At 49.7% G+C, this 23,429-nt stretch carries 17 protein-coding genes and 1 riboswitch; of the genes, 9 read left to right on the top strand and 8 right to left on the bottom strand.

The genetic code is table 11. From position 1 onward, the window contains the following. The first annotated feature begins 6 nt into the window (after window positions 1–6). From LZD49_RS25480 to LZD49_RS25470, 3 genes are read left to right on the top strand one after another with little or no spacing between them, the layout of a single operon-like run. Entirely contained in the window at window positions 7–1,386 is a 1,380-nt protein-coding gene (locus tag LZD49_RS25480; protein WP_234670516.1) for a sulfatase, read from the top strand. A 15-nt stretch (window positions 1,387–1,401) separates the two neighbouring features. After that, window positions 1,402–2,838 carry a sulfatase gene (locus tag LZD49_RS25475; protein WP_234670515.1) on the top strand — a complete coding sequence of 479 codons (1,437 nt, stop codon included), beginning with the start codon at window positions 1,402–1,404 and terminating at the stop codon, window positions 2,836–2,838. Then, the gene (locus tag LZD49_RS25470; RefSeq protein WP_234670514.1) at window positions 2,835–4,310 is read left to right on the top strand and encodes a sulfatase; all 1,476 of its coding nucleotides are present in this window, start codon (window positions 2,835–2,837) and stop codon (window positions 4,308–4,310) included. The genes LZD49_RS25475 and LZD49_RS25470 overlap by 4 nt, the downstream gene beginning before the upstream one ends. A gap of 46 nt (window positions 4,311–4,356) precedes the next feature. Here the strand turns inward: LZD49_RS25470 and LZD49_RS25465 are convergent, their stop codons facing one another. Continuing rightward, window positions 4,357–8,667, bottom strand: a complete 4,311-nt coding sequence (locus tag LZD49_RS25465) for an FG-GAP-like repeat-containing protein (RefSeq protein WP_234670513.1) — start codon at window positions 8,665–8,667, stop codon at window positions 4,357–4,359. Window positions 8,668–8,848: 181 nt separating this feature from the next. Between LZD49_RS25465 and LZD49_RS25460 the strand changes: the two genes are divergently transcribed. Continuing rightward, window positions 8,849–10,255 carry a sulfatase gene (locus LZD49_RS25460; protein ID WP_234670512.1) on the top strand — a complete coding sequence of 469 codons (1,407 nt, stop codon included), beginning with the start codon at window positions 8,849–8,851 and terminating at the stop codon, window positions 10,253–10,255. A gap of 72 nt (window positions 10,256–10,327) precedes the next feature. On the opposite strand, the gene LZD49_RS25455 is transcribed toward LZD49_RS25460, so the two are convergent. From LZD49_RS25455 to LZD49_RS25445, 3 genes are all read right to left on the bottom strand, one after another. Continuing rightward, window positions 10,328–10,690 (bottom strand): hypothetical protein, encoded by a 363-nt coding sequence (locus LZD49_RS25455; protein WP_234670511.1) that lies wholly within the window; start codon window positions 10,688–10,690, stop codon window positions 10,328–10,330. After that, on the bottom strand, window positions 10,669–11,088 hold the full coding sequence (locus LZD49_RS25450; protein ID WP_234670510.1) for a hypothetical protein: 420 nt from the start codon (window positions 11,086–11,088) through the stop codon (window positions 10,669–10,671). Before LZD49_RS25450 ends, LZD49_RS25455 begins: the two co-directional genes overlap by 22 nt. A 137-nt stretch (window positions 11,089–11,225) precedes the next feature. Further along, the gene (locus LZD49_RS25445; RefSeq protein ID WP_234670509.1) at window positions 11,226–12,308 is read right to left on the bottom strand and encodes a Fic family protein; all 1,083 of its coding nucleotides are present in this window, start codon (window positions 12,306–12,308) and stop codon (window positions 11,226–11,228) included. 148 nt (window positions 12,309–12,456) lie between these two features. Next, window positions 12,457–12,550: riboswitch (SAM riboswitch) on the top strand. A 114-nt stretch (window positions 12,551–12,664) separates the two neighbouring features. On the opposite strand from LZD49_RS25445, the gene LZD49_RS25440 reads away from it, so the two are divergent. The 4 genes from LZD49_RS25440 to LZD49_RS25425 all read left to right on the top strand — a co-directional run bounded on the left by LZD49_RS25440 (window position 12,665) and on the right by LZD49_RS25425 (window position 19,015). Further along, window positions 12,665–13,843, top strand: a complete 1,179-nt coding sequence (locus LZD49_RS25440; protein WP_234670508.1) for a cysteine desulfurase family protein — start codon at window positions 12,665–12,667, stop codon at window positions 13,841–13,843. A gap of 131 nt (window positions 13,844–13,974) precedes the next feature. Beyond that, the gene (locus LZD49_RS25435; RefSeq protein ID WP_234670507.1) at window positions 13,975–17,169 is read left to right on the top strand and encodes a SusC/RagA family TonB-linked outer membrane protein; all 3,195 of its coding nucleotides are present in this window, start codon (window positions 13,975–13,977) and stop codon (window positions 17,167–17,169) included. Window positions 17,170–17,182: 13 nt separating this feature from the next. Next, window positions 17,183–18,628, top strand: a complete 1,446-nt coding sequence (locus tag LZD49_RS25430; protein ID WP_234670506.1) for a SusD/RagB family nutrient-binding outer membrane lipoprotein — start codon at window positions 17,183–17,185, stop codon at window positions 18,626–18,628. Between the two features lie 132 nt (window positions 18,629–18,760). Next, entirely contained in the window at window positions 18,761–19,015 is a 255-nt protein-coding gene (locus LZD49_RS25425) for a hypothetical protein (protein WP_234670505.1), read from the top strand. 5 nt (window positions 19,016–19,020) lie between these two features. Here the strand turns inward: LZD49_RS25425 and LZD49_RS25420 are convergent, their stop codons facing one another. From LZD49_RS25420 to LZD49_RS25405, 4 genes are all read right to left on the bottom strand, one after another. After that, complete coding sequence (locus tag LZD49_RS25420) at window positions 19,021–19,587, bottom strand: hypothetical protein (RefSeq protein ID WP_234670504.1); 567 nt, start codon at window positions 19,585–19,587, stop codon at window positions 19,021–19,023. Window positions 19,588–19,667: 80 nt separating this feature from the next. Next, a complete protein-coding gene (locus tag LZD49_RS25415) occupies window positions 19,668–20,531 on the bottom strand; it encodes a chromate resistance protein ChrB domain-containing protein (protein ID WP_234670503.1) in 864 nt (287 codons plus the stop codon). A 91-nt stretch (window positions 20,532–20,622) separates the two neighbouring features. Then, window positions 20,623–21,570 carry an EamA family transporter gene (locus LZD49_RS25410; protein WP_234670502.1) on the bottom strand — a complete coding sequence of 316 codons (948 nt, stop codon included), beginning with the start codon at window positions 21,568–21,570 and terminating at the stop codon, window positions 20,623–20,625. 7 nt (window positions 21,571–21,577) lie between these two features. Further along, on the bottom strand, window positions 21,578–22,057 hold the full coding sequence (locus LZD49_RS25405) for an Lrp/AsnC family transcriptional regulator (protein ID WP_234670501.1): 480 nt from the start codon (window positions 22,055–22,057) through the stop codon (window positions 21,578–21,580). A gap of 211 nt (window positions 22,058–22,268) precedes the next feature. Here LZD49_RS25405 and LZD49_RS25400 point away from each other — a divergent pair, with 211 nt between their 5' ends. Then, window positions 22,269–23,378, top strand: coding sequence for a glycoside hydrolase family 26 protein (locus LZD49_RS25400; protein ID WP_234670500.1), 1,110 nt, complete (start codon window positions 22,269–22,271; stop codon window positions 23,376–23,378). Window positions 23,379–23,429 lie beyond the last annotated feature (51 nt).

Here is a 23,429-nt window from a genome sequence, read left to right as displayed (position 1 = left end):
AACAGGATGATCAAAAAATACCAACGCATCGCCTCCCTGCTGGCACTCATGCTGCTACCCGGCCTTGATGCATCAGCGCAAAAAGAAAAATACAATGTCCTCTTCATCGCCGTCGACGACATGAATGACTGGATCGGGCCGTTTGGCGGGTATCCCGGCATTAAAACGCCTAATATCGATAAGCTGGCGAAAAAAGGGGTGATTTTCAAACGTGCCTATTGCTCAGCGCCTGCCTGTAACCCCTCCCGGGCGAGCCTGCTGACGGGCGTTCGGCCGTCGAGTTCGGGCGTTTATCATAACAATCAGCCCTGGCGGCCGGTTTTGCAGGATGCCGTGACGCTCCCCCAGTATTTTACCGCCAATGGTTACGAGGTGAAGGGCGCGGGCAAGATCTTCCATAATGCATTCAACGACAACGCGTCATGGCCTTCGTATTTCGATGTGCCCAAGTCGCCGGAGCCTCCCAAAGCCCCTGTGAATGGTTTTGCGCATTTCGATTGGAGCCCTGTCCATGTGGAGGATAAGGATATGGGTGATTTCAAGGTCGTCAATCAAGGAGTCAGCTTTTTGGCAGACAAGCATGAAAAGCCGTTTTTCCTGGCTATTGGTTTTACGCGCCCGCACTTGCCGTGGTATGTGCCTCAAAAGTATTTTGACCAATACCCTTTATCTTCCATCAAACTTCCCAAAACCATTGCCAACGATTTGGAGGATGTGCCCGATGCCGGCGTGAAGATCGCCAAGCCGAAGGGCGACCATAAGTTCATTGTCGAGCATAAGCAATGGGAAAAGGCGGTGCAGGGTTATCTGGCGAGCATTACGTTTGCCGATGGGCAGATTGGCCGCTTGCTGGATGCGTTGGAAAAAAGTGCTTACGCCAAGAACACGATCATCGTATTCTTCGGCGATCACGGCTGGCATTTGGGTGAGAAGGAGCATTGGCGGAAATTTGCTTTATGGGAAGAGGCGTCGCGTGTGCCGTTTATCGTGTATGCACCCGGCTTGTCGAAAGCCAATGGCGTTTCGGAGCGGACCGTCAACCTGATGGACATTTACCCGACCTTGACGGAACTGTGTCAACTGCCTGCTAAAAAAGGAGTGGAGGGCAATAGCATTGTGCCGCTCTTGAAAAATCCTGCGGTCGCCTGGAACCACCCGTCAGTAACGACGCACGGCTTTGGAAACCACGCGGTCCGGTCTGAAAAATACCGCTACATTCGCTATAACGACGGTTCGGAAGAGCTTTACGACCACGATGGCGATCCGCAGGAATGGAAAAATCTGGCCAAGGACGCGAAGTATGCTTCGGTAAAAACAGAACTGGCGAAGTCGTTGCCGAAGATCAATGCAAAAGATGCACCCACGGTGAAAGAGGGTAAGGAATAAATTTAACCTGTTGTAATGATGAAAAAATACGCATTACTGGCGCTCGCGGCGCTGTCGCTGACACCTTTTGCTGATTCACCGGCTTGGGCTGGTGAGGAGGGCGAGAAAGCGAAACCGAAGTATAATGTCCTTTTTATCGCAGTCGATGACCTTAACAACGACCTCGGGACTTACGGCAACACCTTTGTAAAATCCCCGAATATCGACCGGCTGGCCAAAAGGGGCGTCCGGTTCGACAAGGCTTATACGCAATTCCCGCTATGCAGCCCGAGCCGCTCGTCGCTGCTGACGGGCCAGCGGCCTGATGTGACGAAGATTTATGAGTTGCAGACGCATTTCCGCAAAAACCTACCGGATATCGTTACACTTCCTCAGCTCTTTAAGAACAACGATTATTACAGCGCGCGGGTAGGCAAAATCTTCCACTATGGTGTGCCCGGACAGATCGGAACGGACGGGCTCGATGATCCGGATTCGTGGAATTATCGTGTAAACCCAAAAGGCCGCGACAAAACGGAGGAGCCATTGATCAAAAACCTCACACCGGACCGTGCGCTTGGAAGTGCATTGGCATGGCGCGCGACAGAAGGAACCGACGACGAGCAAACCGACGGCATGATTGCTAATGAGGCCATTAAGATTATGACCGAAAAGAAGAATGAGCCCTTTTTCCTCGCCGTAGGCTTTTTCAGGCCGCATACGCCTTATGTTGCACCTCAGAAATACTTCGATTTATACCCGGTAGATAAAGTGCCGCTGCCGAAAGAAATCCCGAACGATCTCGACGACGTTCCGGAAGCTGCATTGTTTACCAAGCCGCCGCACTGGGGCCTCGACGAAGCCAAACGCCGCGAAGCATTGCGGGCCTATTATGCAACCATTTCGTTTATGGACGCGCAGGTAGGGAAGCTCATAGATGCCGTAGAAAAGCTCAAACTAGCCGAAAAAACAATCATCGTGCTTTGGAGCGACCATGGCTACAATGTAGGCCAGCACGGGCAGTGGATGAAACAGAGCCTTTTTGAAAACTCGGCCCGCGTGCCCCTCATCATCTCGGTGCCCGGCGGCACCAAAGGCAAGGCATCCGGCCGTACGGTGGAGCTGGTGGACATTTACCCCACATTGGCGGAGCTTTGCGGCCTCGATCCGAAACAAAATTTGCAGGGTAAAAGCCTTACCCCACTGCTCAAAAACCCGACCGCCGTTTGGGATAAACCCGCTTACACGCAGGTGAGGAGAGGACAAATCTTCGGGCGCAGCGTGCGTACCGAGCGCTTCCGCTATACCGAATGGGATGGAGGCAAGGCCGGCGTCGAGTTGTACGACCACCAGAAAGACCCGAACGAGTTTACGAACCTGGCAAAGGATAATAACTTTATAATCACAGTGAATGAACTGACGACGCTGTTGAAAAAAGGGTATCCGGAAGCCGAACAGCAGAATGGCAAATGATTTTTCGATATGAAAATGGAATCCGGTTGTCGGCGGCGGGCATTGTGCTCGCGCTGGCAACCGGTTTTGCGTGGAAAGGCGACAGGAATGCCCCACCGGCGCCGAAACCGAATATCATCATCGTTATCGCCGATCAGTGGAACGCACAGTCGTTTGGCTATGCCGGTAATGCCGATGTAAAAACGCCGAATTTGGACAAACTGGCGCAAAGCAGCGTTGTTTTCACGACTGCTGTGTCGGTAATGCCGGTGTGCAGTCCTGCCCGTGCGAGCCTGCTCACGGGTCAGTATCCGCTGACGCACGGCGTTTTTTACAACGATCGCCCGCTGCGCAACGAAGCGCTCACTTTGGCGGAGATTTACAAGAAAGCCGGCTATGCAACGGGCTACATTGGTAAATGGCATGTGAATGGGCAGCCGAATGATGAAAAGCAGTTTGCAGCCCGCAACCGCCCCGTTCCCCGCGACCGTCGGCAGGGTTTCGATTACTGGAAAGCACGCGAGGTGACGAACGATTACAATAGTTCTTTCTATTTCGACGAGAATGACGTCCGCCACGAATGGAATGGTTACGACGCTTTTCCGCAAACCGACAGTGCCATCGGTTTCATCGACCGGAACAAGAACAACCCGTTCCTGCTCGTACTTTCATGGGGCCCGCCGCATGACCCTTACCAGACCGCGCCCGAGGCTTATCGCAAAATGTACGATCCCGTAAAGCTAAAACTGCGGCCTAATGTGCCTGACTCACTTCAAGCCAAAGCCCGGAAGGATTTGGCTGGTTATTACGCGCACTGTACGGCATTGGATAAATCGTTTGGTGACCTGCTCACGGCATTGAAACAGGCTGGTGTGGAAGAAAATACGGTATTGGTTTTTACTTCCGACCATGGGGATATGCTTTATTCTCAGGGAAAAGTCAGGAAGCAGAAACCCTGGGACGAATCAATTTTGGTGCCGCTCGTGGTGCATTATCCGGCAGGACTGGGCAAGGGAAAACGGGAACTGTCGGTGCCGCTTTCGAACGTAGATATTCTTCCTACCTTATTGGGAATCAGTAAAATAAAAATCCCGGCTGGCGTTGAGGGCCACAACTTTGCAGGCTTATTGACTGGAAAGCAAAAACCGACTGGCGAAGAAGCTGCGTTGATCCAGGTGCCGGTTCCGTTTCATGAGAACAATTTTCTGAATGGCGGGAAAGAATACCGCGGTGTACGTACGAAACAATACACTTATGTGAGAGATTTGAAAGGGCCTTGGCTTTTGTATGATAACGCCATAGATCCTTATCAATTGAAAAACCTGATCGGCTCCCCGGCCTATGCAACGGTGCAGGCCAAACTTGAAAAAACGCTCCGGGCCAAACTGGCCGAGGCCAAAGACGGTTTCCTGACTGCCGACGAGTATATGCGGCAATGGAATTATCGTTACGACGGCAAAGACAGTTTGAGATTGGGTAGTGCAGACAAATAAACAATGAGCCTTGCTATCTGATGATGCAAGGCCCATTGTTTACAGTTTACTGTTTCACAATCTGGAAGGATTCTCCATTTACTTTTATGAGATAAATTCCTGCGGAAAGCTTGCCGATATCTACCTTACTGATGCCATTTGCATTCTTAAGAGTTACAACTTCTTGTCCGTTTACAGAATATATCTGCACTTCCCGAATAACCTCTTCGCTGTTCAGATGCAATACATCGCTTGTAGGGTTTGGATAAATTCTTGTAGCAATTTTTTTCGCAAGTGTGATCGTCTCAATGTGACTAAACGCGAAGGTATCGTCCAGATCTACCATTTTCAGACGATAGTACCGCTTGGCGGTGCTGCATTGAGTTGTATCTAAATATGAGTAGGTGTGAAGCTGTTTCGCGTTTTCGTGAGATTTCTGAACTCCGATCGTTCCCCAAGCCTTGCCGTCCGTACTTCTTTGTATTTCGAACCGGTCGCTGTTAATCTCTTCGGATGTCGACCATTCCAGCAAAGCATTTCCTTCGGCGGGCCTTGCCTTGAAAGCGACTAACGTGACCGGTAGCGATGGGCCATTCAGGATCGTATATGACGATTGCGTGTAAACAGGCAAGAATCTCCATGGACCATAAACCTGGCCGGTAAGGGCCTTAGTGAGGCGGAATTTAGGCCTTGTCCTGATTTTTGTATCGAAGCCGGCTTTATTGATCAGCAATTTCAGTTCGGTGCCAGGTCCTGAAACAGCAGAATATTGAGCTTGTTGTCCCGAAAAGTTGGTACTGTTGGTCAATGTTCCTGCGCTGAAAAAGGCGACGCCTTGCTTTTTTGTTTCCCAAACGAGCCGCGCGCTGTTCCTGCCGAGGAATGATCGCACATTCAGGCCTGCACCGAAGTCGTTCTTTTGAATTTGAGTATAATCAATGTTAGTGCTCAGGTTGGTATTGTATACCCTTAAATTATTACGAAGGATATTTCCTCCCAAATTACCCTGGTACACAAAGGCGGCTCCTCCGTCGATCGAGTTATTAAAGATGCCACTGACTTCCAGGTTGTAATTGATAAGTCCGACAACGATATCGCTGTACCCATCGCCATTGACATCCCCCGCACCGGAGACTGATATACCCATCCGTGCGTCTGCAAAATCGCTGTCAACCATAGCCGGGTTCAATGTAACAGTGCCGTTAGGCGAACCATCGTAGACAAAGGCGGCCCCTTCGTTCAGTTTGCCATTGTCATGATCCGGCGCACCAATGACGATGTCACTGTATCCGTCGCCGTTCAAGTCACCTGCGCTGGAAACTGCGGCACCGAAATGCGCGTCGGCCTGCAAACCTTTAAGGCGGAGATGACCTACCTTTTGCGGTCCCTGGCTGGATCCGTAGAACACAAATGCGGCTCCTTCACTGGCTGGCAGCTTGTTGTGGAACAGCGGAGCTCCAACGATAACGTCACTAAATCCATCGCCATTAACATCGCCCGCACTCGACACAGAGAAGCCCATCATCGCACCGGCGTCATCTGATTCGACCATGTACCATTTCTGGTTGTCAACGCCTTTATCATCCCCATAAAACACAAACGCCGCACCTTCGTTCGCCTGTCCATTGCTTTGCTTAATCGCACCCGCGATCACATCGTTATACCCATCTCCATTCACATCGCCTGCTGATGCCACGGAATAGCCCAGCTGAGATTCTGTCTGGGTTCCTTCCAGTTTCGTAGAGAAGTTAGTGACGCCAAGTGTGCTTCCATGGTGCACAAATGCCGCACCACAGTTGTTGCAACCAACTTTATCATAGGATGGGGCACCTATGATCACATCCCGTATACCATCGCCATTCACATCACCGGCACCTGCGACCGAGAAACCGAAGTATTGGTTTGTTTGCGTACCGTCGAGTTTCAGATTCCAGACAACGGTGACGCCAAATTGCGAACCGTGGTAAACAAAAACGGCTCCGTTGTCAGTGGTCGCGCCATCATAATAAGGCGCGCCTACGATGAGATCTCCAAATCCGTCACCGTTAACATCGCCAGCCGCTGCAACGGACGCGCCATAAGCGGCACCTGCCTGCCCGACCTGTAATTTTTGAGGTGCTACCGGCGGTAAGCCAGCCGTTGAACCATAGAATATGAACACTGCGCCCGCCGGCCCGGCCCCATTGTCGTATTGCGGAGCCCCGACGGCCACATCGCTGAATCCGTCGCCATTGAGATCACCCGCACTGGTAACCGAATAACCAAATTGCGCGCCTTCCTGGCTGGTACCCAGCTTGACGGTGGGGAGGTTAGCGATACCCGAAGCGGAGCCATGAAATACAAATGCTGATCCATTGTCCACATTGGTGCCGGAATCGTAAAGGTTTGCTCCAACAATCACATCGCTGTAACCATCACCGTTAACATCCCCGGCACTGGCCACGGAAATCCCCGTTTGCGCCTCGGCTTGTTCTGATTCCAGGATCGATACGTAAGTACCGAAGCCTGCGGGTGCTCCATGGAATACAAATGCCGCACCTTCTTTACTTAATGGGTTTGCATATAAGGGTGCTCCCGTAATTATGTCTGCAAACCCGTCTCCATTTACATCGCCCGCACTACCAACGGATGTGCCTAATCTCGCTTCAGGTTGATTGGCTTCAAGCGTGTCTTTGGGTGTGCCACTGACACCGCCATTGGCAATTCCCTGGTATACAAATACTACTCCCTCATCATGCTCGCCATTATCGAACAGCGGCGTACCAGCGGCCACGTCGCTGAGTCCGTCACCATTGTAATCACCAGCGGATGCTACGGAAGTGCCCAGCAGGGCGTTAGTCTGGTTACTTTCCAATGTAGAAATAGGTGCAGGGTTGATTCCCATTGACGTACCAAGGTATACGAATGCGGCTCCTTCATTGGACTCAAAGTTGTCAAATAACGGAGCTCCGGCAATGACATCGCTATGACCATCGCCATTCACATCCCCGGCTCCGGCTACTGAGGTGCCGAGCGCCGCAAACTGCTGGTTGCTTTCTAATATCTGTGGTGGCGAGACCAGCCCGTCTGGTGAACCGCGATAGATGAACACAGCACCTTCTCGGGTTTCTGTATTTGAATACCCGGGTAATCCTACGATGATGTCACTGTAACCATCATCATCGATGTCTCCGGCCAAGGCCACACTTTCGCCCATTCTGCTGTCGGCCACGTCACTTTCGAGTGTGTCGGAAGGGGTGTCAGAGACACCGGAAGGCGATCCATAGTAAATGAAAATTGCTCCCTCGGACCGTTGGCCGTTTGCATACTCGGGTGCGCTTACAACCAGATCCCCCAATCCATCCCCATTAATATCGCCGGCAGTGGACGCTGAGTAAGCAAAAAGTATATCGGAAACCTTTCCTTCTAATTTAGCTGGGGTCGACGTTTCCACACCTGCGGAAGATCCATAGTAAACGAATGCAGCCCCCTGGTCTTTGATGCCGTTATCATAGCCGGTTACGCCTACCACGATATCGCTGTGTCCGTCACCATTAAGGTCACCGGCCGATTGCACTGAAAATCCCATGTTATCACGAGAGAAATCACCATAAAGCTGCGTGTTGGCATTGCTGGGATTGCCATGTAAGACGATCGGGTCGACAGTAACCGGATATACCGCATCTTCTGTAGCGACATTTAGGGCAATTTCCTGACCATTCAATGACATAGAGGAAACCAATGGTTTTCCATTTGCGTCCCAGCATTTAAGATCGCTGTAACTGAGCCATTGTTGCTGTGATTTGCCATCGCCATAATACATTTTCAGTCCGCCATTTTCGGTTGCGGCAATGGACATTCCTTCGGCTTTCAGTTTTACCGCTATCTGCCTGGTGTTTGCAGGAGCACTTTCAATGATGAAATTCTGACGCAGGCCCTTAGGATTATTGATAAACTCTTCGGTAAACCCGCTGTGCTTGATCAGCAGATGGTTTTTGTCGATGACCGAAGTAGCATTCTTATCAGGCTGGTGGATGAGTTGCCCATCAGCAAAAATACCCGCCGTAGCGAGCGACAACCGGAACAAGTCTCCGTCAATCCGATTTTGAATGGTTAGCAAACCGGGTTTAAAGGAACTTCTAAAGTTATGTGTACGGTTCGGAGCTTGTAAAGCCCCGGTAGTTTTATCGGCGCTGATGTTGTACTCCGACTGCGCAATTGTTTCAAAAAGAGCCTGATCGCTGTTGGACGCAGTGGAGGAAGAGACATGTTTAGCATTTTGGTCGGGTGACAGTTTTGCAATCCTGCCAGACAACACACAAGTTACAAAGTAGAGCAGCATGGCGAGCATGGAGCAGCCTGACCATGTCAGAAGCGGACGATAATAGATTCTTCCCATAAGTGATGTGTACATTTAGGTAACGACTAGTTGCTTTGATTTGGACTTTTAAATTATCACCCCCCCAAGTAGCTATATGAAAAGAATTAGCTTTGTGTCGATTGCGATGATTACGCGGTAATTCAGCAATAAGCGGAAAGCAGAAAGTCTAAATGATGGATTCGAGGATTTAATCAGGCATATGTGGCTATTTGAACTAAAACAGCGCGCTATTTTAAACGGCATCATCTATTTTCTAGGGATATTTACCTTATGCAGCGCGATTGCCGCCGGACAAGTCCCCAAGCGACCTAATATCATCTTCCTTCTCACCGACGACCACCGGTGGGACGCACTGGGCGTAATGGGAAATAAGATCATTCACACACCGCACCTGGATGCGTTGGCACAGCGGGGAATCTTATTTGAAAACGCCCATGTCACCACAGCCATTTGTATGGTGAGTCGCGCCAGTCTCCTGAGTGGTCAATACATGTCCAGGCACGGGATCAACGATTTTAATGTGGATTTCAAACCCGCTGCTCTGGCAAATACCTATCCGGCATTGCTGAAAAAAGCTGGTTATAAGATCGGTTTTATAGGAAAATTTGGTGTTGGGGTTAAAAATCAGCCCGATACACTTTTTGATTACTGGGCTGCAAAGAAGGAAGGTCAGCCACCTTATGAACTTGTCAATCAAAGCGGGCAGGTCATTCACCACACCGACAGTGTGGCAAAAGATATAACGCAATTCCTCGGCCGTTTTGCAGGCAAAGAGACGCCTTTTTGCCTTTCTGTAAGTTTCAAAGCACCTCACGAACTCGATGGGAACCCGCCTCAATATCCTGTTCAGGAGCGTTTCAAGTCTTTGTATGAAGATGTAAAAATTCCGGATCCCATGACGGCGGCACCTCAGTATTGGGATAGCCTTCCTGCCTTTTTCCGGACGGCTCAAAACATCGGTCGCGATCGCTGGAAGCCGCTTCTTTCCACTCCGGAGCTACGGCAGCAAACCACGCGCGATTATTACCGCCTTATTTCCGGCGTCGATGAAGTGGTGGGGAACCTGATAGCACAACTCAAAGACTTGCAAATAGACCAGAACACCATCATTATTTTTATGGGAGACAATGGATTTTCGCTTGGGGAGCACGGGTTGCAAGGAAAATGGTTCGGTTATGAAGAGTCGATCCGGGTGCCGCTGATCATTTCCGGCGGGGCGTTGCCGAAACGTCTCCAAAGCAGTGTATCGTCGCAACTTGCATTGAATATCGATATTGCGCCGACCATTCTTTCTCTCGCAGGCTTACCTGTGCCGGCAACTATGCAGGGTTACGACCTGATCTCGGCAGAGCAAAGGAAACTTCCAGTCCGCAAAGATTTCTTTTATGAACATACCTATCTGGGCAGTCCGCGCTTACCGAAGGTTGAAGGTGTTGTGAGCAAGGATTTGAAATACATGCTTTACATCGAGCATGCATACGAGGAGCTTTACGATACTTCGAAGGATCCGCATGAGACGGTGAATTTGGTAAAGCGGCCTTCCGAGAAGGCTAAGTTGGAAAAGCTGCGGAACCGTTATGAAGAGTTAAAAAAAGAGGTTAAGTAAGCGAGGGTAAGATTACCTGCGTTTTTAAAACCAGGTCGAAAAGTCTGAAAAATGCTCTCGTTCATACAAGTCTTATTCGACTTGATACAGTTGGGGCAGTTTTCGTTGAATGCCGACATACCCTTCGTATGGGTAATCTTCAAAATCGTTGTATTTACGGTCATCGAGAACCTCCAAGTTATCGAAAACCCGAACCCGTTCTATCATTCCGCGCTCGTTGATTGCAAGTTTTGACCAAAGAAGTTTTATGATGATCTCCATTTTATCATATTTATGTATTCCCGAGAGGGATGGGGCACTTACACCTAGGACAAATCGGCCTTTCATCATTCCATGATGGGCGGGGGCGAGTCCGATCGCGTTTACAATCAAACCATCTTTCCTTGCCTCTTGAAACACTTTGGTAAGCGTCGCTACCAATTCTTTTGCAGCCATTGTATTATAATTTTTATTGAAAATACGAAAAGTTTTGCCTTCTCTGCCTGACATGCCACTTCATATCTGCGTTGCTCAGACCAGTCCGATACTACGGACCAACATATTTGAAAAGCATCATCAGCCCGACATTTCGTTTCGAGTTCGTTAGCTATTCCAGCTAGAATTATGAGATCCGATAGGTCGTGAATCATGAAAGACTTGGCGATATGCCTAGGCACTTCCTCTTTCTCAAACATTTCAACGGTGAGTTTTTTGCAAACGACGGCTTTAAGGGCCAACTCGATCGCATACCCTCCAATATAGTACGCTCCACCAACATGGTCGTTTGCGATGAGGCATTCGGCTTCCTGCAATCGTTCGAGCGCCAATGCTTTTAATATGGATGCCGTTGCCAAAGCCCTGGATATTTTTTAGAATGCACGAATCAGTGATTTGGCTGCAAACTAAGCTTTGTCTTGGTCGGAAGAAGAAATAGATGATCAAAGTGGCCACGTCGATGTGCGACCGGTAGTAAGCACTAGCAGAGGTAAACTTAATTTTTCAGGGCATTCATAAGACGGAAGTTGAGATAAAGCTTTTCTTTTCCAACCGTCACACTTTGGAGGAAATTGTGCTCTTCCAAACTTTTCAAATAGTTTCCGACCGTTTTGATATTCCCCAATCCAGCTGCTTCAAGCACGCTTCTTTTGGTGTAGGGCAACCGGAAAAGTACTTCCAGCAAGTCTTTGGAGTAGATTTTCGGCAACCTTTTCTGAATTTCTTCGCCTGTTTCTTTCATTAATGCGGCTATTTGTTCGATCCTCGTGCGGCTGTCGTGTGAGGTGATTTCTATCATATCGAGCATGTACAGAATCCAGCTTTCCCAGTCGCCTTTTTCAGTGACATTTCGAAGATTGAGATAATAGGCGGTTCTGTTTTTTAGAATATAACTGCTCAGGTACAATGTCGGCATGTCCAGCAACCCGCATTGTTTCAGGTACAGCAGAAGTATAATCCTGCCAGTCCGCCCGTTGCCGTCAAAAAATGGGTGAATGGCCTCGAATTGGTAATGGATCATCGCCAGCTTGATCAGCGGGTCGAGGTGGTCGTCGATATTGATGAAGTTTTCGAGCGCCGCCAGCTTTTCTCTGATTAATTCTTCACTATCCGGTGGCGTGTAGATCACTTGACCGGTTGCCGGGTTTTTGAGTTGAGTGTCCGGGATGTTCCGAATGCCCGATTGATTTTCCTTAATGATCTGCATAATGGCAGTGAAAAGGTTGGTCGTCAGTACCGGCCTTTTCCGGATTTCCTGGAATCCGTACCATAATGCGTCCATATAATGGATTACTTCCTTTGTGGGCGCGTCTTCAAAACTCTTTTTTACAATGGATGCCTGGAAAAGCACATCCTGGGTGGTAATGATGTTTTCAATCGCCGAACTGGCCTGCGCTTCCTGCAAATTGATGGTGTCGATAAAGAGCAGCAGGTTAGGCAGGTTGGTGATCGCCCCTTTCAGTTCCGACAACGCCCGGCTGGCTGATATGACTTTTTTGAGAATAGCTTTTGTCTCTATATCGCCTTTTGGAGGCAAATCAGGCAGATTATTGTACGGTTTTGCAGGATTGTATTTCATAAAGCAATGAGGGCGTTTGTTACCTGCGTTTCAAAGACGAGAGTAAAAATATCAAAAAAACGCCCTCGTTCAAATTTCGAAGGTAAAAAACGTCCTCGTTTTTTGCATTCTTAAAATCTTTTATCAATCTTTGTCTATCGAATTAGTAGATTTATCGAGAACGAAGGGAGAGGTTAGGCTCTAAGATCTTCTGGCAACCTGTGACTCGTCAAGGTGCCCCAACCTAATTCTATTGATAAATCTAAGAATCCAACCACAGTGGTAACCCGGTATTGCACAATGCATCCCTGCGTTCTCAGGCCATGGAAGACTTGTGCGGTGCCATCGACAAACTTGACCAAATAAACCAGCGGCACATGGAAATTTATCTGGATAATGCAGCTACGACAGCATTGGGCCCGGAAGTGATCGAGGCGATTCTGCCTTTTCTGACTACACATTATGCTAATCCTTCTTCTGCACACGGCGCCGGAAGAAAAGTAAAAGAGGCTGTCGACAATGCGCGCCGCACAGTAGCTGGCCTGCTGGGTGCTTCGCCGGAGGAGATTTACTTTACAGCCGGTGCTACCGAAGGCATTAATCAGGCACTGACCGGCGCTATTCAGGCGTACGAACTCAACCACGTCATCACAAGCCGTATTGAACACAAGGCGGTGCTGCAAACGCTGAATCACCACGAAAAAGAGGGCGATATTGAAACGAGTTTTGTAAAACTCGACGAGCGCGGAAATGTCGATCTCTATCACCTCGAAAACCTCCTGCGTGCCAACCCACGTACGCTAATTGCGCTCATGCACGGCAACAACGAGATCGGGAACCTCACCGACATTCATGCGATCAGTGTGCTGGCACAGCGCTACAATGCCATATTTTTTACAGATACCACCCAGACGATCGGCAAAGTCAGGATCGATTTGCAGGCGGGCGACATCGATTTCCTGGTAGGCTCCGCGCACAAGTTTCACGGGCCCAAGGGTGCAGGATTTATTTATATCAATAAAAAACACCACCTGAAACCGCTGATTTACGGAGGAGGGCAGGAGCGCGGCCAACGGGGCGGGACTGAGAATATCGTGGGGATCGTAGGCTTGGCAAAAGCGCTGGAAGTATCGTACCGGACGCTGGAAGCGAGCCACTCGAAGGTCAGTAAACTGAAACAATACCTGATTTCCAAGCTGGCGATCAGCGGTATCGAGGGCATTTGTTACAATGGCGAAAGTAAATCGATCGAAAACAGCGTCGCAAATGTGTTGAATGTGTCATTTCCCTGTCTAAGCACGGGAAGTATCGTCACCAAACTGGATCAGATCGGTATTGCGGTTTCGGGCGGAAGCGCTTGCTCTGGCGGAGGTGCATCGCATGTGATACAGGCGCTTGCGTGCGAGGCGGATAAAGAGAATGTAAGGTTCTCATTCAGCAAATTCAACACATTTGAAGAGCTCGACCAGGTGGTCGACGCCATCGTCAGGATCTATGAGTCCGACCCTACAATTGCTACCACCAAAGCGTGGAAAAGCATTGCTAGTTGGGCGTAACCTGCCGGACATTTGCATTGATGTCACAATGTGTTCTGTTGTATTAAATTGTATATTAAATCTATAAAATAAGTATAGTAAAAAACTGAATCACAAACACTTAAATAGTCCCCTAACTTCAAATTCACATCATGAGAAGAAATTTAGTATTGATTTTCCTCCTGTTCAGTGCCACCTGGCTGCAACCGGTGCGGGCACAAACGATCCAGGTTACCGGCAAGGTAACCTCCACCAAAGGCGAAACGCTGCCCGGCGTGACGGTTCTCATCAAAGGCACTTCCAAAGGTGCCACTACGAACGGCGAAGGCGTTTACGCCATCGATGCAGACGCCGGTTCCACATTGAAATTCTCGTTTATCGGTTTGAAATCCATTGAACTACCCGTCCCCCGCGACGGTAAGCTCGACGTGCAGCTTGAAAGTGAAGAGACGATTTTACAGGAAGTAGTCGTTACCGCTTTGGGTATCGCCAAGGAAAAGAAATCGCTGGGTTATGCCGTGCAGGAACTGCAAACCAAAGATGTGGCCGAGGCGCGCGAGGGTAACCTGGTGAATGCATTATCGGGCAAGATCGCGGGCGTGAACATTACCAATAGCCAGGGCGGGATGGGCTCGTCGCGGATCGTGATCCGGGGCGAAACGTCGATAGCGGGTAATAATCAGCCACTGTTTGTCGTGGATGGTATCCCGGTCGATAACTCGCAGCTGGGTGCCGGCGCGAACGGCTCGCGCGACTTTGCAAATGCCATCGCCGACATTAACCCGAACGACATCGAGTCGATCAGCGTCTTGAAAGGTCCCAATGCAGCTGCACTATATGGTTCACGCGCTTCCAACGGGGTCATTTTGATCAAAACCAAAAGCGGAAAAGGCGCGCAGCGCGGCCTGGGCGTGAATGTAAACTTCGGTTATTCGTCGGAAAAACTGCTGGTACTGCCTGAATATCAGAATGTATTTGGTCAGGGAACGGGCGGGGCATTCTCTTATGTCAACGGAAAAGGCGGTGGTGTGAACGACGCTACCGATGAAAGCTGGGGGCCAAGAATGGACGGCCGACTGATCCCTCAATTTTTCTCGAACGGCCAGCCTGCACCTTTCGTTGCGCATCCTGATAATGTGAAAAACTTCTTCGAAACGGGTCACACGCGCACGGCGGGTATCTCTGTCGCCGGTTCAAACGATAAACTGGATTACCGGTTTTCATTCAACAACAGCAAGCAAACCGGCGTGATCCCCAATACGGATATTTCCAAAAATACCTTCGGGGTAAATACCACCTACCGGTTGAACGACAAGCTGACCTTATCGACCAGCGCAAACTTTGCTAGAAACAGCTCCGATAACCTCCCCGGAACGTCAGGCCGCGGAAGCAGCGTGATGCTGCAATTCCTGTGGTTTGGCCGCCAGGTGGATACCGAGTTGTTGAAAGACTACAACAAAGGCGGTTTTGATTACAACTGGAACCACAGCTATTATAGCAATCCTTACCTGTTGCAATACGAAAATACTGCTCAGCAGCGCCGCGACCGCTTTTTTGGCAATGTGAATTTGAACTACAAAATTACCGACTGGCTCACTGCCAATGTGCGAACGGGTAATGATTACTATAATGACAAACGCAAGTTCAAAGTCGCTTACGGCACCAACGGAACACCCTACGGCTCCTACACCGAGGATAGCTACGTTGTAAATGAGAACAATACCGATTTTAACTTCAATTTCCACAAGAATGTAACGCCGGATTTCGAAGTCGACTGGCTTGTTGGTGGTAACCTCCGCAGCAATTTCAACGAGCAAAACTACCAGCAGGCTCCCCGCCTTGCAGTAGCGGACCTTTACACGCTGAATAACTCGCGTGACCCGCTGGTGTCGTACAATGTGCTTCGTAAGCAAAAGGTTTACAGTGCATTCAGTTCGGCGCAGGTCGGTTTTCGCAACTATTTGTTCCTGAACCTCACGGCGCGGAACGACTGGTCGTCGACCTTGCCTACCGGCAACAATTCCTATTTCTATCCTTCGGTGAATGCGAGTTTTGTGCTGACCGATGCATTCAATATCAAAAGCAATGTACTTACCTATGCCAAACTGCGTGGTGGATGGGCAGAGGTGGGTAAAGACACGGATCCTTACCAGCTCGTAAACACCTACCCATTCAACCAGCCATTCGGCGCTGCGCCTTTGCTGACTGTTTCGGACGTATTGCTGAGCGAAAATTTGAAGCCGGAAATCACGCAGTCGACGGAGATCGGTGCGGATGTGGCATTGTTCCGTAACCGCGTGAGATTGGATGTGAGTTATTATAATACAGACAGTTATAACCAGATCCTACGTGCGGATGTAAGCCCATCGACGGGTTACAAGCAAAAACTCCTGAATGCGGGCCATATCAACAACCGCGGTATCGAAGCCATGCTGAATGTGAAGCCGATCGAAACAGAATCGGGCTTTAAATGGGATATCGGGATCAATTTCTCAAGAAACCGCAGCAAGGTGGTGGAACTGGATGACGAGGGCTTCCTGAACGACTACAAACTCGGTACCAACGGTGTGACGGTTTACGCGAGCAAGGGTCTCGGTTACGGTGCGATATTCGGTTCGGCATTCGCTCGTAATGAGGCGGGAGAGCAGATCATCGGTGTCAACGGGCTCCCTACCAGAGATCCGAGTCAGCAAGTGCTGGGACATTACACGCCTAAATGGATGGGTGGAGTGAGTAACTCTTTCACATTTAAAGGGTTCAACCTGAGCGTGCTGATCGATACCAAACAAGGCGGCTCGATTTACTCCGCTACCAATGCCACCGGCCGCTATACCGGCGTGTTGAAATCGACCTTGCAGGGCCGCGATGCCGACCATGGTGGTTTGACCTACTATTACCCGGGCAACAACAAGGCTGGTGTGGCCGTACAAGTTGCAAATGCGACGGCCGCTCCCACAGGTGCGGTTGTATATGACGATGGTATCATTGCCCGGGGCGTGGCCACGGACGGAAGGCCAAACTCCGTAATTGTCCCTGCAGAGCGCTACTACAAAGCGGTTTACAGCAACAGCGCTGGTATTAACGAAGCGAGCGTGTTCGACGCTTCATTCATCAAACTGCGCGAGGTGAAGCTGGGTTATGTGGTTCCGCAATCCTTTATTTCGAAATACAAACTGCAAAGCCTCGTGTTCGCGCTGTATGGACGTAACCTGGCGTTCCTGCAAAAGAAAGCGGACAATATCGATCCTGAAACGGCATTCAATACCGGCAATACCGGCCAGGGACTGGAATCGTTGCAGCTGCCGACGACCGCTTCTTATGGATTCAACATTTCAATAGGCTTTTAATTGACCCAACTACATGCGTACCAACCATATTATCACCAAAGGATTTGTGATCGCTGCCGCCAGCCTGCTATTGACGGCTTGCCAGGATCAGCTGGAAGAAACCAATACTAACCCGAATGAGGCCATCAAAGCCCAGCCGGAGTATTTGCTGGCCAATGCGATCAAGTCAAATGCGGACCTGACGCTCGGCTCCGATGCTTCGATGGAAACAACGACTTTGTTTATCCAGCATTGGGCTAAAATCCAGTATACCGATCCGGATAAATACACCGTAAGCATTGCCAACGTCCAAAACGTTTGGACGAACCTCTATTCGCAGGGACTGACCGACTTTGCGACGATTATCAAAATCGGGGAGGAGACAGGCAATACCAACTATCAGGCCGTGGGTCTGATTCTGAAATCGTGGTCGTTCCAGTTGCTGACAGACCTGTACGGCGACATTCCATACAGCCAGGCGCTGAAACTGGAAGAAACACTGACGCCGAAGTACGACGCACAGCGCGATGTGTATCTGGGTCTTTTGAATGACCTGAAGAGAGCGACGGAGTTGATCAATGCCACAGGTTCACCCATTAGCGGGGACCTGATTTACAATGGTAACCTGACGAAGTGGAAGAAATTCGCAAACTCCCTGCGCCTTCGCATTGCCTTGCGTATCGCGGATAAGGAGCCTGCAACGGCCAAGGCAGTAGTAGCGGAGCTGGCGGCAGACAAAAGTGCCCTCATTGCTTCTAATGACGAGATCGCGCAGCTCATTTACCTGTCATCGCCGAATCAGAACCCCGTATCGCGTGACCGTGAAACGCGGGACGATTACCGCGTCAGCAAATCGGTTGTGGATAAATTGCAGGAGTTAAAAGATCCGAGACTGGCTGTGTTTGCCAACAAAACCGTGGATGCAACGCCTACCGGCTACATTGGGGTAACGAACGGCCTTCCTGCCGATTCAGCGGCTAAATTAGGTTTTACCAAAACATCGAAGCTGGGCGACTATTTTACCGCCGCCGCATCGCCAGCCGTATTCGTAAGCTATTCGGAGGTTTTGTTCAACCTGGCCGAAGCTGCGCAGCGCGGATTTATTACGGAAAGTGCTCCGGAGCTTTACAAAGCGGCTATTACTGCGTCTTTGCAACAGTTTAAAGTGGGCAATGCTGACATTGCCGCTTACCTGGCGCAGCCATCGGTAACCTATAATGCGGCTAACTTCAAAAAATCGATTGGTGAACAGAAATGGCTGGCGTTGTTCAGCCAGGGGCTCGAAGCGTTTGCAGAATGGCGCAGGCTGGATTATCCGCAGCTGAAACCGGCCTATGCAGGTGTTTTGAACGGAAAATTGCCCGTCCGCCTTACCTATCCGACCGGCGAGCAAGCCCTCAATGCAGCCAATTATAAAGCGGCCGTAGCATCGCAGGGAGAAGACAGGCTGACGACCAAACTTTGGTTCGACGCATTCTAATTTTAACAAAATTTAATATGAAAAGCTGGCACCAAACGGGGCCGGGGAGCGTAAGGGTAATATAGACCGCCGACGATCGGTTGTCGGCGGTCAAAGAAAATTCTCAATAAACACTTAAACATCAACATAACAATGAGCAAAACGTTTTTCCTCCGGATCATTTACCGGAATGCCGCCAACCTGCACAAAATCACTTCGAGTGTGGAGTCTGTAAAGGGAGCGAAGATCAAGCATCTTAATTTTATCAGCAAAGGCAAAAGCTTCGTGGGCGTAATCGCATTCGAGGCATCGCAACTGATTGATTTTGAAAAAATTATGACGCTGATCCGCCGTAACCGCGACATTTCGGAAGTTGAACGGATCATGGACGGCTCGTTGTGTTGTTGATCGTATCAGAATGTAATTCCAAACTGAAATCCTATTGTAACGGACGCCGGGTGCCCATTCCCGAAGCGGAATGGTACCGGTACCGCGACAAAATACCCGCTGTTTTTATTCTTCTTCACGATTTTATTCAAAACCGGCGTAAAGCCGTACCTTCCGGCCGTCTCGAATGCGACACGGCCTGCGAAGGTCAGCCCGGGTGCTAATGTTACAAGAATGCCTGGGTGGAATAGGAAATTGGCCATCTTGCTGGTTCCTTTCTCAGCCCTGATCAACGGCACAAACTCCGCCGAAAACCCGATTTTTGGACTTTTCCAGATGTTAATGCCAGTCGGCAGGCCCACTACATAATAGCTGTCGAAATTGGTGGTCGTGCCTTCGTCGCTGAACGTGACGATGGGATGAAGGATACCTACATAGCCCGCAATGCGCGGATAAACAGGCGCGGGAGCAGACTGGACTGCCAGGGCTTGCTGAGGTTGAGCCTGTTGTTGCTGTGCCATCGCCATGCGGCCCGACAAGCCGGTGGTTATGCAAATCAAAAAAAGGAGTTTTCCTGGTAAAGAACGAAGCATGGTTTTGAAATTAGAATTGCGCGACAACCGCTATTGGAGTGCAATTCTATGAACCAATCACCAAGCAGGATAGAATGGTTTTAACGTTTTGTATTTCCTTTACCTTTTCGGAAAGTTTTTCTGTATTCCGAAGGCGTTTGGCCGGTATGGGCCTTAAAAACGCGGTTGAAATGGCTTTGGTCTGAAAATCCGGTCAGGTAAGCAATTTCAGCCAGCGTATCCTCCGAAAATTCCAGCAATTGAATGGCCTTCTCGATCCGCTGCTTTCGAATGTATTCGCCAAACGAAAGGTCATCGAAATACCTCGAGAATTCCCGGGACAAATAGGCCGGGTTCACATCCAGTTCTTCGGAGGCAATTTTAAGGTTCAGGTTCAGATTCGTATCAATGTGGTCCTGGATCATGTTTTTGAGGTCTTTCGTCCAGGCAGGCACCTTGGGCTTTTTCTCGTCTTTGCGCGCGATGTAGGTTTTGTAAATCTGCAAAAGCAAATGCTCCGTTGGACTTTGCGTGTGTTTCACCTTGCGCAAATGCGTCGCCCAGCTATACAATGCATCGTAAATGAGCATTCCTTTTTTCAGCAACTCGTGATCGTTTGGGGTGTTGTAAGCAAGCCCGGCCGAAATGGCCCACAGTCCCGAAGATTGCAATGCAAGCGCATGATCGTCCGTATCCGCCCCGCGCACAATGGGTGCCAGTACTTGCAGCGCCGGGTCTTTCAATTCGTATTTTTTAATAAAATAATCGAAGGTGCACTGATCTTCATAGTGCGTAAACTCAACGCCCGGAATGTCGAAAGGCGTAGCGTCAAGCCGGGCCGCCTCGTTCAGCACTTCGTTTTCCGGAACATAAATGATCTCCGCATTCGGATCGATGAAGCGCAGGATAAGCCACGGACAGGCAATGCGATCGATTTTGGGCCGCTCGCGGGTGATCCATTTCATGGGTGTTAGTCAATGTTATGGACCAAAGATAGCGATGCAGCCCCGAAAGTAACATATCGGTGCACACACAGGAGGCTCGCTGGGGCCGGCGTCAGTAAGTCGCCGCAACCGGTTTCGGTTTTCTGTACTTGTGCAGGTTAATCAAAAGAACACTTGCGAGAATCACGATTAACCCCGAAATCTGTAATGGCGTAATCGATTCGTGGGCAAAGAAAATGCCAAGCAAAACGGCTACAACCGGGTTCACATAGGCATACGTGCTCACTTTCGTAGCGGGTTGCACTTTCAACAACCATACATAAGCGCTGAAAGCGGCGATCGAGCCGAAGACAATGAGGTAACCGACTGCCAACCAGGCGTCCGTCGGAATAGCCGAAGGGTTGATGGCGGCCCATTCACCTGAAAACAAAGCGCCCGGAATGAATGCGATGCCTGCTGCCAGCATTTGCCAGGTCGAGTTAACAGTGGCGGAGTTGGAAACGGAGTTGTATTTGGAATACAAAGAACCGCCTGCCCACGCCATGGAGCCCAGCACGACCAGCACCATCGCAAACAGGTCGCGACCGCTGTTCAGCGACGACATGGTAGCCACTATTTTTTCATAAAACAACAATATTACGCCTGCAAAACCGACCACCAGGCCCAGAATTGTAGATTTGTTGCTTAGATTCTCCGACCATTTAGGTTTATCCAAAAGTACAAACCACAGCGGCGCGGACGATATCATAATGGCGACCATCGCGCTCGGCAGGAATTGCTCGACCCAAATGACGACGCCGTTGCCGATGAACAGCAGCAACAGTCCCGTGATCAGGGCAGGTTTCATGATCTTCCAGGAAAATACCTGTTCACCTTGCATCAGGCTCCACGCAAGCATCAGCAAGCCGGCAATAATGAAACGAAATGCACCCAGGAAGAATGGCGGAAAGCCTTCCAGTGCTCTCTGGATAAAGAAATAAGTGGATCCCCAAACGATGTAAACGGTGGCGAAGGCGAGCGCCACCATGAGGGTTGAAGGCGTTTTTGTTGATGTTTGCATGGCGGTTTCATTTAACGGGTATGACTAATTGTTGCTCTTCTTTGACCGTTTCAAGAACGATCGTTGTGCGTGTGGATGTGATATTTTGTATTTTGCTGAACTTGTTGCGCATCAGTTCCATCAATGACGCCGAATCGGCCGTGCGGACTTTCACCATATAGCAATCTTCCCCTGCAATGTGGTGCACCTCCTGCACTTCCGGTATTTTGGCGAGTTCCTTGGCGGTGTTGTTGCTACCCATTCCCTCCGAAGATTTCATGGCGATAAACGCAAGAAGCGTTTGCCCGAGCGCCACGGGGTTAATGCGCGTCGTGTATTTGACGATGACTTGTTTCTGTTCGAGTTTTTTGACCCGTTCCAGTACTGCCGACGGCGCCATTTCCAGCTCGCGGGCAAGATCCGCATTGGTCATACGGGCGTTTTCCTGCATAAGGCGCAGGATGCTGAGGTCTGTTTTGTCGAGAATGATCTCGGATGTATTCGTCATTCTGTAAAGTTGGTGTTATTTAGAATAATATTCAATATAATGGTCAACTATTTGAATATAGTTCACTTAATACAATGAAATAGTCGTTAAGGTTCGTGTCAATGGATGAATTTTCGAATTTTCTTCGGACTGCATTTGGATAACTAATTCATCAGGCTGATCCGATTATTTTACATATTTGCGGTACCTCAAATCCTGAACCAAATTTTCAATGAAAACTCTTATGCTGAGTGCATTAGCTGCATGGTTTTGCATCGGTGCCACTACTGCGCAGATCGACCCGAATGCAACCCGCGAGACGGCGGCGCTATACCGCAATCTCAAAAGGCTTTCGGAAGAACACATTCTGTTCGGCCATCAGCACGCCACCGAGTACGGGCACGGCTGGACTGGTGACAAGGAGCGGTCGGATGTGAAATCGGTAACCGGTTCGCATCCGGCGGTGGTAGGAGTCGATTTCATGGGCCTTTCGGGGCGCCCGGCCGGGGAAATAGCCAAAACAAGCGAGGCATTACGGAAAAATGTCGTGGATACTTACAATCGCGGAGGCATTACCACGGTGGCCTGGCATTTTTCCAATCCGGCGTCGGAGGGAGGCTTTTATTGGAAAGATGATGTATCGAAACCTGCTATGGCGCTGATCAAACCCGGTGGCTCGCACCATGAGCAGTATAAGCAGATATTGAAAACGATAGCCGACTTCGCACTGTCTGCCAAAGGAAAAGACGGCACATTGGCCCCGATGATTTTCAGGCCGTTCCACGAATTTGATGGCGACTGGTTTTGGTGGGGCAAAGGGCATACCTCGCGCGAGGATTTTATCACCGTGTGGCGGTTTACGGTCACCTATCTGCGGGACGAGCTTGGTGTCCACAATTTTATTTACGCCTTTTCCCCTGATAACAAATTTAACGCTGAGCCCGAATTCCTCGAACGTTATCCTGGCAATGAATGGGTAGATATGGTAGGAATGGACAATTACGGTGACTTCGGCCGCGACGGCAAATACAATCTGGAAGCTGGTTTGAAGAAACTTAAAATTGTATCCGATTATGCTCAAAAGGCAGGGAAGCTGGCAGCATTCACCGAAACCGGTCTTGAAACAATCCCTAACCCCACCTGGTGGACCGAAACGTTGCTCAAAACATTAAAGGCTCAGAAATTACAACTAGCCTATGTGCTCGTCTGGCGCAACGATACCAAAAGTCCAACCCATTACTACGCACCCTTCCCCGGTCAGGTAAGCGAGGCTGATTTTGTCAAGTTCTACCATGATCCTTATACGCTATTTGAGAAGGATTTGAAGGAGGTTTACAAATAAGCCGTTTGATAAACGAGCGGTTGCCGTTTGGTGGATGCTTCGGAAATGGTT

It is taken from the genome of Dyadobacter sp. CY261, from assembly GCF_021440085.1.
Lineage (GTDB): Bacteria > Bacteroidota > Bacteroidia > Cytophagales > Spirosomataceae > Dyadobacter.
The sequence above is the reverse complement of the archived record's forward strand: the minus strand, read 5'-3'. Positions and strand labels throughout refer to the sequence as shown.

Bases quoted from the DNA above. Each gene is read 5' to 3' on its own strand.
- LZD49_RS25480 (WP_234670516.1), top strand. From the start codon at position 7: ATGATCAAAAAATACCAACGCATCGCCTCCCTGCTGGCACTCATGCTG.
- LZD49_RS25475 (WP_234670515.1), top strand. From the start codon at position 1,402: ATGATGAAAAAATACGCATTACTGGCGCTCGCGGCGCTGTCGCTGACA.
- LZD49_RS25470 (WP_234670514.1), top strand. From the start codon at position 2,835: ATGATTTTTCGATATGAAAATGGAATCCGGTTGTCGGCGGCGGGCATT.
- LZD49_RS25465 (WP_234670513.1), bottom strand. From the start codon at position 8,667: ATGGGAAGAATCTATTATCGTCCGCTTCTGACATGGTCAGGCTGCTCC.
- LZD49_RS25460 (WP_234670512.1), top strand. From the start codon at position 8,849: ATGTGGCTATTTGAACTAAAACAGCGCGCTATTTTAAACGGCATCATC.
- LZD49_RS25455 (WP_234670511.1), bottom strand. From the start codon at position 10,690: ATGGCTGCAAAAGAATTGGTAGCGACGCTTACCAAAGTGTTTCAAGAG.
- LZD49_RS25445 (WP_234670509.1), bottom strand. From the start codon at position 12,308: ATGAAATACAATCCTGCAAAACCGTACAATAATCTGCCTGATTTGCCT.
- LZD49_RS25440 (WP_234670508.1), top strand. From the start codon at position 12,665: ATGGAAATTTATCTGGATAATGCAGCTACGACAGCATTGGGCCCGGAA.
- LZD49_RS25435 (WP_234670507.1), top strand. From the start codon at position 13,975: ATGAGAAGAAATTTAGTATTGATTTTCCTCCTGTTCAGTGCCACCTGG.
- LZD49_RS25430 (WP_234670506.1), top strand. From the start codon at position 17,183: ATGCGTACCAACCATATTATCACCAAAGGATTTGTGATCGCTGCCGCC.
- LZD49_RS25425 (WP_234670505.1), top strand. From the start codon at position 18,761: ATGAGCAAAACGTTTTTCCTCCGGATCATTTACCGGAATGCCGCCAAC.
- LZD49_RS25420 (WP_234670504.1), bottom strand. From the start codon at position 19,587: ATGCTTCGTTCTTTACCAGGAAAACTCCTTTTTTTGATTTGCATAACC.
- LZD49_RS25415 (WP_234670503.1), bottom strand. From the start codon at position 20,531: ATGAAATGGATCACCCGCGAGCGGCCCAAAATCGATCGCATTGCCTGT.
- LZD49_RS25410 (WP_234670502.1), bottom strand. From the start codon at position 21,570: ATGCAAACATCAACAAAAACGCCTTCAACCCTCATGGTGGCGCTCGCC.
- LZD49_RS25405 (WP_234670501.1), bottom strand. From the start codon at position 22,057: ATGACGAATACATCCGAGATCATTCTCGACAAAACAGACCTCAGCATC.
- LZD49_RS25400 (WP_234670500.1), top strand. From the start codon at position 22,269: ATGAAAACTCTTATGCTGAGTGCATTAGCTGCATGGTTTTGCATCGGT.